Source organism: Nostoc sp. NMS4 (genome assembly GCF_017115095.1).
In the GTDB taxonomy this organism is placed as follows: Bacteria; Cyanobacteriota; Cyanobacteriia; order Cyanobacteriales; family Nostocaceae; genus Nostoc.
The window spans coordinates 1-13,585 of the sequence record NZ_JABXKI010000137.1 but is presented as its reverse complement, the minus strand read 5'-3'; the positions used below and the strand labels follow the sequence as shown (position 1 = coordinate 13,585).

Annotated in this window: 10 protein-coding genes; 6 read left to right on the top strand and 4 right to left on the bottom strand. The window is 42.9% G+C overall.

Annotated features, from left to right (window positions below; translation table 11 throughout):
• The 4 genes from HWQ37_RS11070 to HWQ37_RS11055 all read left to right on the top strand — a co-directional run.
• On the top strand, window positions 1-236 hold a 236-nt coding region (locus HWQ37_RS11070), incomplete at its 5' end, for a RuvA C-terminal domain-containing protein (RefSeq protein WP_292746932.1).
• 165 nt (window positions 237-401) lie between these two features.
• Window positions 402-1,565: an 8-amino-7-oxononanoate synthase gene (gene bioF / locus HWQ37_RS11065; RefSeq protein ID WP_292746930.1), complete on the top strand. Its 1,164-nt coding sequence runs from the start codon at window positions 402-404 to the stop codon at window positions 1,563-1,565.
• A gap of 440 nt (window positions 1,566-2,005) precedes the next feature.
• Complete coding sequence (locus HWQ37_RS11060; protein WP_292746929.1) at window positions 2,006-6,673, top strand: PAS domain-containing protein; 4,668 nt, start codon at window positions 2,006-2,008, stop codon at window positions 6,671-6,673.
• Window positions 6,674-6,918: 245 nt separating this feature from the next.
• On the top strand, window positions 6,919-7,086 hold the full coding sequence (locus HWQ37_RS11055; protein ID WP_292746918.1) for a hypothetical protein: 168 nt from the start codon (window positions 6,919-6,921) through the stop codon (window positions 7,084-7,086).
• Between the two features lie 20 nt (window positions 7,087-7,106).
• On the opposite strand, the gene HWQ37_RS11050 is transcribed toward HWQ37_RS11055, so the two are convergent.
• Together HWQ37_RS11050 and HWQ37_RS11045 are read right to left on the bottom strand one after the other, a co-directional pair.
• Window positions 7,107-7,775 carry a DUF1345 domain-containing protein gene (locus tag HWQ37_RS11050; RefSeq protein ID WP_292746915.1) on the bottom strand — a complete coding sequence of 223 codons (669 nt, stop codon included), beginning with the start codon at window positions 7,773-7,775 and terminating at the stop codon, window positions 7,107-7,109.
• 94 nt (window positions 7,776-7,869) lie between these two features.
• Window positions 7,870-8,259 (bottom strand): DUF1499 domain-containing protein, encoded by a 390-nt coding sequence (locus HWQ37_RS11045; protein ID WP_292746913.1) that lies wholly within the window; start codon window positions 8,257-8,259, stop codon window positions 7,870-7,872.
• Between the two features lie 235 nt (window positions 8,260-8,494).
• Here HWQ37_RS11045 and HWQ37_RS11040 point away from each other — a divergent pair, with 235 nt between their 5' ends.
• On the top strand, window positions 8,495-9,643 hold the full coding sequence (locus HWQ37_RS11040) for an alanine--glyoxylate aminotransferase family protein (protein ID WP_292746911.1): 1,149 nt from the start codon (window positions 8,495-8,497) through the stop codon (window positions 9,641-9,643).
• Window positions 9,644-10,356: 713 nt separating this feature from the next.
• Here the strand turns inward: HWQ37_RS11040 and HWQ37_RS11035 are convergent.
• Window positions 10,357-11,814 (bottom strand): alpha-amylase, encoded by a 1,458-nt coding sequence (locus HWQ37_RS11035; RefSeq protein WP_292746908.1) that lies wholly within the window; start codon window positions 11,812-11,814, stop codon window positions 10,357-10,359.
• 132 nt (window positions 11,815-11,946) lie between these two features.
• Window positions 11,947-12,609, bottom strand: a complete 663-nt coding sequence (gene purN, locus HWQ37_RS11030) for a phosphoribosylglycinamide formyltransferase (protein WP_292746905.1) — start codon at window positions 12,607-12,609, stop codon at window positions 11,947-11,949.
• 24 nt (window positions 12,610-12,633) lie between these two features.
• Between purN and HWQ37_RS11025 the strand changes: the two genes are divergently transcribed.
• A complete protein-coding gene (locus HWQ37_RS11025) occupies window positions 12,634-13,515 on the top strand; it encodes a carbohydrate ABC transporter permease (RefSeq protein WP_292746902.1) in 882 nt (293 codons plus the stop codon).
• The last annotated feature ends 70 nt before the right edge of the window (window positions 13,516-13,585 follow it).

Here is a 13,585-nt window from a genome sequence, read left to right as displayed (position 1 = left end):
TGAAAAGCAAATTAGTCGAGTGGCGCAAATCAGCCGGGTTCTTCGTCGCCACAGGCGGGCCAGCACCAGGAATTCTCGAAGAGGTGCAAATGACCCTCTTCGCCTTGGGATATACTGCCCATGAAGTCAGTCACGCCCTGCATGTAGTCAGCGAAGACATCGGCCTACCCAAAGATGCTTATGTCGAAGATTGGATTAAACAAGCGATCGCTCATCTCAGCAGCGAACAAGTTTAGGAGTGCTGAGTTAGGAGTTAGGAGTTAGGAGTTAGGAGTTAAGAGTTAAGAGTTAAAAGTAGAGACGCGATTAACCCAAGTCTTTCCAAGAGTTAAGAGTTTTGTTTATCTCCTTGTCCCCTTGTCCCCCTGTCTCCCTTGTCTCCCTTGTCTCCCTCATCCCCAATGACTAACCCTTACGCTTGGCTAGAACAGTCCTTAGCAACAATCCATCGGGCAGATTGGTATCGTTCAGTACAACCTATCGACGGTTGTCCAGGTGCAACGGTGGTTTTAGCTGGGCAAGAGGTAATTAATTTTGCCAGTAATGACTATTTGGGGCTGGCTGGGGATGAGCGATTGCTGGTAGCTGCAACTGCTGCGATCGCAGAATTTGGAACTGGTAGTACTGGTTCTAGATTACTCAGTGGGCATCGGGAATTACACAGGGAATTAGAGTCGGCGATCGCATCTACCAAACAAACAGAAGCTGCCTTGGTATTTAGTTCTGGGTATTTAGCCAATTTGGGGGCAATTACCGCCCTTGTGGGCAAGCGTGATTTAATTTTCTCTGACCAGTACAATCATTCCAGTCTGAAAAATGGAGCGATTATGAGTGGTGCAGTAGTTGTGGAATACCCGCACTGCGATCTGGCAGTATTAAAAACTCAGTTGAGTCAACAGCGACAAAACTACCGACGCTGTTTGATTCTGACTGATAGCGTCTTCAGCATGGATGGCGATTTATGTCCATTGCCAGCACTGTTGGCGATCGCTGATGAGTTTAGCTGTATGCTGCTAGTTGATGAAGCTCATGCCACTGGGGTACTAGGAAAAACTGGCGCTGGCTGTGTTGAACATTTTGGGTGTACGGGAAAGCAGTTAATTCAAGTTGGTACTTTGAGCAAAGCTTTGGGTAGTTTAGGCGGATACGTGGCAGGAAGTAGCCCCCTAATTGACTTTTTGCAGAACCGCGCCCCCACTTGGATTTATACCACTGGGCTTTCACCTGCTGATACGGCGGCGGCCTTAGCAGCAATCAAGATACTGCAACAAGAACCGCAACGCCTGGCCAAATTGTGGCAAAATATACATTACTTGAAAAATTTGCTGCAACAACAGTTACCTAGCCTAAAATTGCTGCGATCGGAATCAGCTATATTATGTTTTCAATTGCCCAGTGCAACCGATGCCCTCAAAGTTGGAAAACAGCTAAGAGATGCTGGCATTTTTGCCCCCGCAATTCGTCCTCCCACAGTGCCCACAAGTCGGATCAGAATATCTTTAATGGCAACTCATGAAGCAGCGCATATTGAAAAATTAGTAGCAGTACTAAAGGATATTACCTGACGACAGTAGGGCATTTGATTTTTGAAATGCACGTAGTAGACTGTCTACGCAAAATAGTGCATTAGACTTCCGACGTAGGTTGAGTGGAGGCTTTGCGTAACCCAACATCCTGATATATGTTGGGTTACGCAAAGCCTCCACCCAACCTACAATTTTTTTGCAACTATTTATCTCTATCCTTACCCAAGATATTACTTCATAAATTTTGTTATAAATTACTTGAAACCTTTATTTTATATTAGCAAAAAAATGTTATTCATCTTGAATATTCGGGCTAAGTTTTTACTTTGCATATCAGATAAGTAACAAAGGAACCTCTAGCAAAAGAGACTTTTATCACTCAACAAAAATCTATCTAGAGATAAATTACTAAAAGTAGCAAACTAGCTTAGGGTATGTAGAGCCTCTGCAATAAGTATTGCTTGTTTCAAGACATTTTCATGCCCCATATTCATTATTCCCAGTTACCGCGTTATGGCATTGTTCTATTAATTGTCGCATTTGCATTAGTGCTAATGTTGATGCTAGACCCTTGGTTAAGCATGAGTGGAACTCCTTTCCTACTGTTTTTTAGCGCTGTAACAGTGAGTGCCTGGTATGGTGGTTTGAAGTCAGGGCTGTTAGCAACTTTCTTGTCTGTGTTACTGAGCGATTACTTCTTTCTCCCTCCAACTTATGAGCTGAGTTTTGACTTATCCAATTTTGTCCGAATTGGGTTGTTTGCATTACAAGGATTGCTCTTTAGTATTATCTGTGAAGCGTTAAAGACTGCTAAAATACGGGCTGATGGAAATCTCCAAAAGCTGAGAGTTAGTGAAGAACGATTTCGATTAGCTCTAAGCAGTTCAGATATTGTAGTCTTTCAGCAGGATCGCGATTTGCGATATCAGTGGATTCATAATCCTCAAGGTCTAGAGACTGCTGCGGAAATATTGGGTAAGTCTGATGATGAATTATTTCCAGCTATAGTAGCAGAGCAATTAGGGATAATTAAGCTGAAGGTAATAGAGACTGGTGTTGCAAGCCGTGAAGAGGTTTATCTAACAATTTGTGGAAAAGAACGCTACTATGATTTGCTAGTTGAACCACTAAGAGATTTAGATAATAGTATTCAAGGTATTACCTGTGCAGGTGTAAATATTACTGAACGCAAACAGGCAGAATTAGAAAAAGCCAGGTTGCATCAAGAACTTCAACAAGCTATTGGGCAAAAAGACGAATCTCTGGCATTACTCAATGCTTGGCTTACTAGTTCACCAGTGGCGCTGGCTTTTCTCGACACTGAACTTCGCTACATTCATGCGAATGAAGCCCTAGCCGCCATTAACGGTATACCGCAAAGTCAACATATTGGTCGCACCTTTAGAGAAGTACTACCGGAATGGGCAGCGCGAATTGAGCCTGTTTTTCAGCAAGTGATGGAGACTAGGCAGCCCTTACTCAACCAAGAAGTGAGCGGTGAAACCTATCCGCCTGGAGTATATCGTTATGGTCTTGTCAGCTATTATCCGGTGTGCTTGGCAGATGGGCAGTTGTTGGGAGTGGGTGTAACTGTAATTGATATTACAGAACGCAAACAGGCTGAAGAAAGACTCCGCTATATTGCCCAAATTAGTAGTTTACTCTCTACTTCACTAGATTATGAACAAACCTTAGAACAAATCGCCAAAATCTCAGTTCCTCAGCTGGCTGATTGGTGTAGTGTCGATATTTTAAATGAAGATGGTTCCATTCGCCGCCTACCCATTGCCCATGCAGACCCATCGAAAGCGGAGTTGGCGCGTAAACTTCAAAAGTATGTGACAGATTACAAGGGTGTAAGTGCAATTACTAGAGTACTGCAAACTGGACAAAGTGAATTGATCTCAGAGGTATCTGACTCGCTATTAGTGGCGACTACTCAGAATCAGGAACACTTAGAACTTATTCGGCAGGTGGGGATGAAGTCTGTAATGATTGTGCCGTTAATCGCAAAAGGGCGGATACTCGGCACCATCAGCTTTATCAGCACCAGCTCGGGTCGTCGCTACGATCGCACCGACCTAACTTTAGCAACAGATATTACCCATCGTGCTGCCTTAGCCGTGGAAAATGCCCAACTTTATCGAGACATCCACCAAGCTTTAGTTCATTATGCCGAATCTCTATCGCTTCTAGATGCGCTGCTAGGAGCGGCTCCTGTTGCCGTATGCTTTTTAGATCGGGAACTGCGATATATCCGCATTAATCAAGTTTTCGCTGATATTAACGGTTTAACTATAGAAGAACATCTAGGACGCAAATTTAGGGAAGTCTTGCCAGCGATGGCGGCTGAGTTAGAGCCACAGTTACAGCGCGTGTTAGAGACTGGAGAACCCCTGCTGAATATGGAAATTAGCGGTGAGACAAGGGGACAAATAGAACGTTACGGTTACTGGCTGGGCAACTATTACCCAGTTCATAGCGCAATGGGTGAAACGGTGGGAATTGGAATTATTTTGGCAGATGTGACAGCCGCAAAGCAAACAGAAGTTGCTTTGCGAGAAAGTGAAGAAAGGTTTCGAGCAATGTTCAATCAGGCAGCTGTCGGTATTACTCTAATCGGATTGGATGGACGATTTTTGCAAATTAATCCTGCCCTTTGCGAAATTACTGGATATAGCCATGAAGAGTTAATTCAAATGAACTTTCAGGAAATTACCCACCCTGACGACTTAGAAGTTGATTTTGAAAATGCTCAACGAGTTTTAGCAAAAGAAATTAGTGGTTATTCCCTAGAGAAGCGCTACATTCGCAAAGATGGTTCTATCGTTTGGGCAAACCTAACTTCATCAACTGTTTGGGATGCTAAGGGAGTTCCAATGTATGCATTAGGGATTATTGAGGATATTAGCCATCGCAAACGAGTTGAAGCCACACAAAACTTTTTAGTCGAAGCCAGCACCTTACTAGCTGCCTCATTGGATTATGAAATCACCTTAGAAAGTGTGGCTAATCTAGCAGTTCCCACCCTAGCTGACTTGTGTATTGTAGATGTCTTCCAAGAAGATTGGTCAAGTAAACAAATTGCGATCGCAATTGCCGATTCGACAAAACTAAACATTCTAGACGAAATCCGCCGACGTTATCGACCCAACACCAAAGCTAAACAGCTTGTACGGCAGCTAAGGTTAGGAATATCTGCCTTTTATCCCAAATTATCTGACTCAAATCTTCTCCAGATGTCTGAAGACAACGAACATCTGCAATTGTTGCAAAGTCTGGGTATTCGTTCTCTGATGGTCATTCCAGTTCGTTCGCGCGGGCAATTATTTGGAGCCATCTCTTTTTTTACCGCCGAATCTGGTCGCTACTACCAACAAACAGACTTGGCTTTAGCAGAAGATATTGCTCGGCGGGCGGCGACAGCCATCGACAATGCTAGACTTTATCAGGAAACTCAACGTTCTGTCAATCGCACAGTACTTTTACAAAAAATAACTGCTGCCTTCTCGGAAGCCTTAACTCCCCAGCAGGTGGCTGATGTGGTGGTAAACCAAGGAATTGCCGCTTTAGAAGCTACTGGTGGTTCCGTTGTCTTACTTACTGAAGGAAATACTACCCTAAAAGTTGTGCAAGCAATTGGCTATCCGCAAACTCTCACAAATACTTGGGCAAGTTTTCCGATCGCAGCACCTAACCAAATAGCAGAAACAGTCAGAACTGGGCAGCCGATTTTTTTAGAAAATTTAGCAGCCATGATTGCTAGATATCCCAATTTAGCAGATGTTGTGACTGTTATAGGGAATAATGCCTGGGCTTCCATTCCTTTGGTAGTAGAAGGTAAAGTAATTGGGGCATTGGGATTAAGCTTTAATACTGGACAAATATTTAACGAAGAAGACCGGGGATTTCTGTTGACATTGGGACAACAGTGTGGTCAAGCCATCGCCCGCGCTCAACTTTACGAAGCTGAAAAGACTGCTAGGGCGCAAGCCGAGACAGCCAACCGGATTAAAGATGAATTTCTCGCTGTCCTTTCTCATGAACTCCGAACTCCGTTGAATCCGATTTTAGGGTGGGCAAAGTTACTCAGAACCCGCAATTTTGATGAAGATACTAAAATTCGGGCGTTGGAAACAATCGAACGGAATGCCAAGTTACAAACCCAATTGATTGGAGATTTACTTGATGTTTCGCGGATTTTGCAAGGTAAAGTTAGGTTAAATCTCCATGCAGTAGACTTGAAAATAGCGATCGCATCTGCATTAGAAACGGTGCGTTTAGCAGCAGAAGCCAAATCAATTCAAATTCAAACGGTGTTAAGTAATGATATCGGCAAAGTTCTCGGCGATGGCGATCGCTTGCAACAGGTGATGTGGAATCTCCTCTCTAATGCCGTTAAATTCACACCCACAGAAGGATTTGTCGAAGTGCGTCTAGAGCAAGTTGGTTTAGATGCCCAAATCCAGGTAATTGATACAGGTAAAGGCATCAACCCAGAATTTTTGCCCTACGTCTTTGATTACTTCCGACAAGCAGATGCGAAGACAACCAGAGTATTTGGCGGACTGGGATTGGGACTAGCAATTGTGCGCCATCTAGTAGAACTTCACGGTGGCACAGTTCAAGCAGAGAGTCTGGGAGAAGGACAAGGCGCTACCTTTACAGTCAAACTACCTTTGCTGAAAAATTCTGAGTTGCGAGTTAGCAGTAGTGAGGCTTCTCAAGCAGAAATCAATACTGAGGAGACATTACTTGCGGGAGTGCAAATTTTACTTGTGGACGATCAAGCCGATGTCCGAGAGTTTTTTAGCTTTGCGCTGGAACAATATGGCGCAACTGTAACAGCAGTTGAATCAGCAGATGAAGCCCTGCAAACATTAGTCCAGTCAAATCCAGATATCCTCTTAAGCGACATTGGAATGCCCTTAATGGATGGCTATATGCTGCTGCGCGAGGTGAGAAAATTACCGCCAGAGCAAGGTGGACAAATCCCTGCGATCGCTTTGACTGCTTATGCTGGAGAACTTAATTATAACCAAGCAATGGCCGCAGGATTTCAAAAGCATCTATCTAAACCCGTCGATCCAGTAGATTTAGCTACAGCGATCGTTACTCTTATTGGACACAATCAACCTTCAGAGTAATTGAAGAAGAATTCAGAATTCAGAATTCAGAAGTCAGAATTCAGGAGTCAGAATTAAGATGCGGCGCTATCGATAGCGAACGCGAGTGCGTCTCGTAGAGAAGTGTCGTACAAAATTCATTCTGAATTCTGACTCCTGACTCCTGAATTCTGTTCGATAAATATGTATTTTTATTTTTCCTCAGAAATTTGCTGTTTGCAAATTGATGTTATAAATTGAGGTTTTAATCAGAGATTGATTTACCAATGGAAACCCAACAGTTCAGTTCAACGACAACAGAAAATAAACCTACCAAGACGAAAAAACAGTCTTTTCCTGGTAGAAGTATTGGTACTCCTAAAGTACCATTTCGTAAATGCTATAAAATAGCACAACAGCATGAGTTACTTAGTGACTGGGAACACGCGAGTTAATTTAGTAACTTACTTTTAATTTAAATCAGCGATGCAATGATATTAATACTCATGGCTAAAATGGTGGTATTGAAAAAGAAAGATAATATGCTGTGTAACAGAGTCAAGCGCCTCATATTGGGTGATGTCGTCTGTACATCTGAAACTTGACTAGTCATACCAATTACAAAAGAATAATATAAAAATTCCCAGTAGTCTGGACAGTCGTTATGAGGAAAATCTAAACCTCCGGTAATTTCTTGACTATGATTACGATTAATATATTTGTAATAGGTGTGTGCATATTGCACTGCAAACATCGTATGCACTAGTAACCAGGAACCGACAATAGTCATAATTGAAAGTATGACGTGTAGGGTAAGCAGAATTGTTGACAATCCTTTTTTATCATTTAATAAAAACCCAATGGCTAAAACACTGGCACAAGCCGCAGCAATCACCAGCATGAATATAGCTAAATGTCCTTCATATTCACTCTCAGCATAACGACGAATTTTTTCCGGGTTAGCCTTGATCATTTTCCACCACGTTACAGCTAAGAAAAAGTCAATCCCGGAGTTCCAAGCGCAGAGAATGCGAGTCGGTAAGTGCAGCCAAGGCGGAAGGATTACTGTAACCAATACCGCAAGTCCGACAGCAACGATTAGTCGGGGACGGGAGTCAAAGTTTTTAAATAAATTAAGTTTCACAAATTATTGATTGCGATCGCAGAGTTTAACTAACTCGTAATACTCGCCATTCGCGTAGCGTCTCTTACAGAAGGCGAGTATTACGAATTACAAATTAGTTCAACTTGGCTCTAATCGTCTCTATGCGTTGACGATTAACACCCAAATCACTCTGACCTAAACGTGAAGCTGAACGCACTTGGATAACATTGGCATTCCGGTCTAGAGAGAATTCTACATCATCCACAAACCCCATTAAAGCACTTTTAAATTCTGCATATAAATAATCTTTACTTTCGGTAATGATTTTGGTTCTTGGTAAAGACTCAATAATCTGTTTAAGATTGCTAATGGCTTCTTCTGGAGTAGATGTAAAAGTCAGTGGGGCAATTTGGTGAGATGCATCTGTACTCTGACTAGAAACGCAGTTAGGGGAATTAGGGCAGGGTGCTAATTTACCGTTGCTAATACCTAAATTATTTGGTCGTTTGCCAGCAAAAACCATAATCATATCTCCTGGTAAGTGATTGAAGAAGAATTCAGAAGTCAGAATACCCAACTGAATTCTGACTCCTGACTCCTGAATTCTGTTCGATAAGTATACTCACTCTCACACATTTGTTTAAATCACTGTAATACTTTGCTGTCATCGCATCTTCTGGCAAATGACAGATTTACTAAAACATTGGTGATGCGATCGCTCTATGATCCGGTAAGTATCGTCTAGGCGAAGACAGATTATGACGCAAACAATTTCAATCAACGACTCTGGGCGTTTGCAACTCACGCCGCTAGAAATGCCATCCCGTCTGCTGTTGGGACCAGGGCCATCTAATGCCCATCCTACAGTTCTCCAGGCGATGAATACCTCACCTGTTGGGCATCTTGACCCAGCTTTTCTCGCACTGATGGATGAAATTCAGTCATTGCTACGTTACGTATGGCAAACAGAAAACTCACTTACCATTGCAGTTAGCGGTACAGGAACAGCCGCAATGGAAGCAACCATCGCCAATGCTGTAGAACCCGGTGATGTAGTTTTAATTGGTGTAGCTGGTTACTTTGGTAATCGCCTCGTGGATATGGCTGGACGTTATGGCGCTGATGTGCGAACCATTACCAAACCTTGGGGACAAGTCTTCAATTTAGATGAACTTCAAACTGCCTTAAAAACTCATCGTCCAGCTATCTTAGCTCTAGTTCATGCCGAAACCTCCACCGGCGCACGTCAACCATTGGAAGGAGTCGCTGATTTGTGTCGTGAATTTGGCACTTTATTACTAGTGGATACGGTGACAAGTTTGGGTGGTGTCCCCTTGTTTTTGGATACTTGGGGAGTTGACTTAGCTTATAGCTGTAGTCAAAAAGGGTTAGGTTGTCCGCCTGGTGCTTCGCCCTTTACCATGAGTTCGCGTGCAGTTGAGAAATTGCAACAGCGCCAAACGAAAGTTGCAAACTGGTATTTAGATATGTTATTGCTAGGCAAGTATTGGGGCGCTGAACGCACCTATCACCACACAGCACCGATTAATTTATACTATGCATTGCGGGAAGCACTACGTTTACTTGCAGAAGAGGGATTAGCAAATTCCTGGCAGAGGCATCAAAAGAACGTAGAATACCTCTGGGAAGGTTTAGAAAATTTAGGACTGAGTATGCACGTTGAGCAAGAGTATAGACTGCCAACGCTTACCACTGTCCGCATTCCTGCTGGGGTAGATGGTAAAGCGATCGCACGGCAGTTACTCAATGAACATAATATTGAAATTGGCGGGGGTCTGGGCGAACTTGCGGGTAAAGTTTGGCGCGTCGGATTGATGGGCTTTAATAGTCGAAAGGAAAGTGTTGACCAACTTTTAGCAGCACTACAGCAGGTTTTGCCTAAGTAGCTTTTAAGTAATCAGGTGCGTTAAGAGTAGCGTAACGCACCGGAGAAAAAGAGCGTAGGTGCTGACTCAATACACTTAGGTTAAGGCTAGCAGTCTTTGTCAAGGTCATTTTTTTACGTAGACGCATTCGCGGAGCGTCTCGTAGAGAAGCGGCTTGCCGTAGGCTACCGCAGAGGCGCAGTGGACGCAGAGAAAAGAAAGAGAAGGAAAAAATTGCTTATGAACCTGAATTAAATAAAATGCAAAACATTCATCTTCTATCTAGCTTCCCTCTCCTTTATAAGGAGAGGGATTGAGGGTGAGGTAAGCCAGGGAAACAGGGAAAACGCATCTTATTTACTAATAAAAACTAAGAGAGATTTCAAAATGACATAGATAATTGTAAAAGTTGATGGAATGATAAATAATATAAATAGAGTATCTCCGAAAAACATGAATTAGCTTATCTGAGGCTGAATGATTCTCATTCCTTTACTCATCAATGTTTAATTTTCTGAAAGCACTATGGGGTCTAGCTTCTGGTGAATTATACTTTTATCTATGCTCATCAATATTTAGATGCGTTTGCCCTGGCCTCTTGTCAAGATAAAAGGAGGCGGCAGCCCCTAGTAATGGGTTCCCAGCCTCCAGGCTGGGAACCAGTTGACCAGTTGGAGCAAGAGCTGTATCTTAACTTAGTGCCATTCCTCTTTAACGTTAGTTTTCTATTCAAACTATTTTTGCAGCCAGACCGATATTGAACCACCAGGACATAGGAAATTTCCCCATCCATCGTTATTGGTGTGAATAATATCGTTTATATGTCCCGTGGCATCGTAAAATTCCTGATTGGGTCGGAACATATTCATCCACTTGTTCCCCGGTGAACTATTGGTCAGCACTACAGCCATTGCACCCGGATGTTCCCTATTACCCAAGCGCGTCCAACCGATAGTATTGGGATGGTCAAAGTAATCATGCTGGTCGCCAAAACCGTATTCTTTACGCGCCTTTAAGAACTTATCAATCAAGAAACGGTGTGAGTAAAGGGTATTATCACGTCCTTTATCTTGATATTGTGCGCCGTAATAATCTGCATAAAAAACACAAGGATAGCCTTCGCTACGCAGTAAGATTAGCGCATAAGCTAAGGGCTTAAACCAAGGTTCAACAGGCGACTCTAGGGATTGGCAAGGTTGAGTATCATGATTTTCGACAAAGGTAACAGCTAGGGCAGGTTGTTCTTTAACTAGAGTTCTATCAAAAATCGATCGCAGATCGAAACTACTACCTTGGCGACTAGCTTGGTGAAATTTGAAATGTAGAGGCACATCAAATAACGACAAACGCCCATCACTAGAGGCAATATAACCGTGCAAGGCATCGATGTCTTGAGACCAGTACTCGCCAACGCTAAACAGTTCCCGCCCACCAAAATGAACTCGCAGGTGATTTAACCAATCGCGGAAAAAAGTGGAGCGGATATGTTTAACAGCGTCAATGCGAAAACCATCTACACCTGTGGTATCAACAAACCAACGCCCCCAATACATCAACTCACCGCGCACGAGGTCATTACCCGTATCCAGGTCGTTGGCCATTAAATAATCGTAGTTGCCGTGTTCGTGGCTAACTTCCGTCTCAAAATGTTTATCTTTAAGGCGGTAGAGCTTGTCTGCCCTTTTCGTATCTGCGTTATATGTCAATGAATCAAAGCACCACCAAAACCATTTCATGCTGGAGTATTTATCTCCGCGACCAGAAAAATTGAACTTTGTATAAGCTCCAATTTCGTACCAATCGCTGACTGGACGGTTGCGGTCGTTCCAATCCATTTCTTGGGCTAAGATGCGCTCTATTTCATCCCCACCATCTTTGTGGTTGAAAACGACATCAGCATAGATTTGAATACCTTTACGCTGTGCCGTTTTAATCGCTCTCAAGTATTGCTCGCGTGTTCCATATTTTGTCCGAACAGTATTTTTTTGATCGAACTCACCCAAATCAAACAAATCGTAAACTGCGTATCCAACATCCCATGTTCCACCACTACCCTTATAAGCTGGCGGCAGCCATAAGGCCGTGAAACCTGCATCAGCTAGCTCATTGGCTGTTTTATCCAGCTTGTCCCATAACGTACCATCATTGGAGATGTACCAATGGTAATACTGCATTATTACGCCGTTGGTCATGCGATCGCCTTTGGAGAATCTTTGATTTTACAGATTTAGATCAGAAATATCTGATGCTAAGATATGCGACTTTTTTCACACATCCTAACTTTAGGGTAACTGAAACTTTCGGTTTCAAAACCCTATGTATTTTTACGTTACGCTTAGTGTAACTTTTGATGAAGAAGCTGCCAGAGCGATCGCTAGTGGTAAAATTCGATGTTCCTGAATTTGAATCCTGGCGTGGAGTGTTTCTGCGGTATCATCGGGGAGTACTGGTACTGCGGCTTGCATTAATATTGGGCCACTATCCATTTCTAAACAAGCTATATGCACAGTACAACCAGTTATTTTTACCCCAGATGCCAAGGCTTGTTCTACAGCATGGATTCCCTTGAAACTAGGTAACAAACTAGGATGGATATTGATAATCCTCTCAGGAAAGGCATCAATAAAAACTGACGTTAACAATCGCATCCAACCAGCCAAAATCACCCATTCTACATCGTAGTGCCGCAATGTCTGCACAATTTTGCGATCGAACTCTTCTCGGCTTTGATAGTTGCGGTGATTTAATAAGACAGTTTCTACACCTCTATTAGCTGCTCTGACGGCTGCTTTCGCCGAGGGGTTATTGTAAATTAAAACTTGAATTTGGGCATTTAGCCGCCCATCTTGAATAGCTTGGGCAACTACATCAAAATTGCTGCCATTCCCAGAAGCCATAATTCCCAGTTTTAAAGGGGCAAATTGTTGGCAATTATCGCTAATGTTGGGAGAAATTAAGCTCAGGGTAGAATCAAGGCGGAGAGTCATAACAGCTAAGAGGGTTAATTATAGATGCCAAAAATATATACTAAGTCGTGGTTGGATAATGATACAGTAGCCGCGTGGATTTTTCTCACACCAGCATTAATTTTGCTCAGTATTTTTATCATTTGGCCGATCGCCTATTTGTTCTACCTGAGTTTCACTGCTGGTAGTTTCACCTTAAAAGGTACTTATTGGATTGGCTTAAAAAACTATTGGCGCTTGCTACTCAATCCCGATTTCTTGCAAGTTCTGGGTAACACCTTTTATTTTACGATCGCCACCATCATACCCAGTTTAGTTATCCCCTTGGGATTGGCAGTGTTATTAAACCGCTCCATTCCCTTACGGGGCATCTTACGGAGTGCTTACTTTCTACCTACAATTATCTCACTTGTGGCAGCCGGTTTAGGATTTCGCTGGCTGTTTCAAACATCAGGGCCAGTTAACGGACTTTTGGATTTTTTTGGCATTCCAGCCATACCTTGGCTAGGAGACACATTTTGGGCAATGCCGGTAATTATTTTAATGAGTATTTGGAAACAACTGGGTTTCAATATGGTGGTTTTTTTAGCAGGGTTGCAAGCAATTCCTTCGAGTCGTTATGAAGCAGCAGATTTAGATGGAGCAAATGCTTGGCAACAATTTTGGTATATTACTTTGCCCGGATTGCGCCCGACTGTGATATTTGCAATCATTACTACTGGAATTTTTACATTGCGGAGTTTTGAGCAAGTTTTTGTGATGACTGGTGGTGGTCCACTGAATTCGACTAATTTGCTGGTTTACTACATTTATCAAGAGGCTTTTGGCCAATTTGATTTTGGTTATGCAGCAGCCGGAGCGACTGTGTTACTAGCAGTAACTTTGATACTGGTTTATTTACAGCTGCAAACTTGGGGAGAGGAGTAGGGGCAGGGGGGATGAGGGAGACAAGGGAGACAAGGAGATAAACAAAACTCCTAACTCTTGTACAGACAAA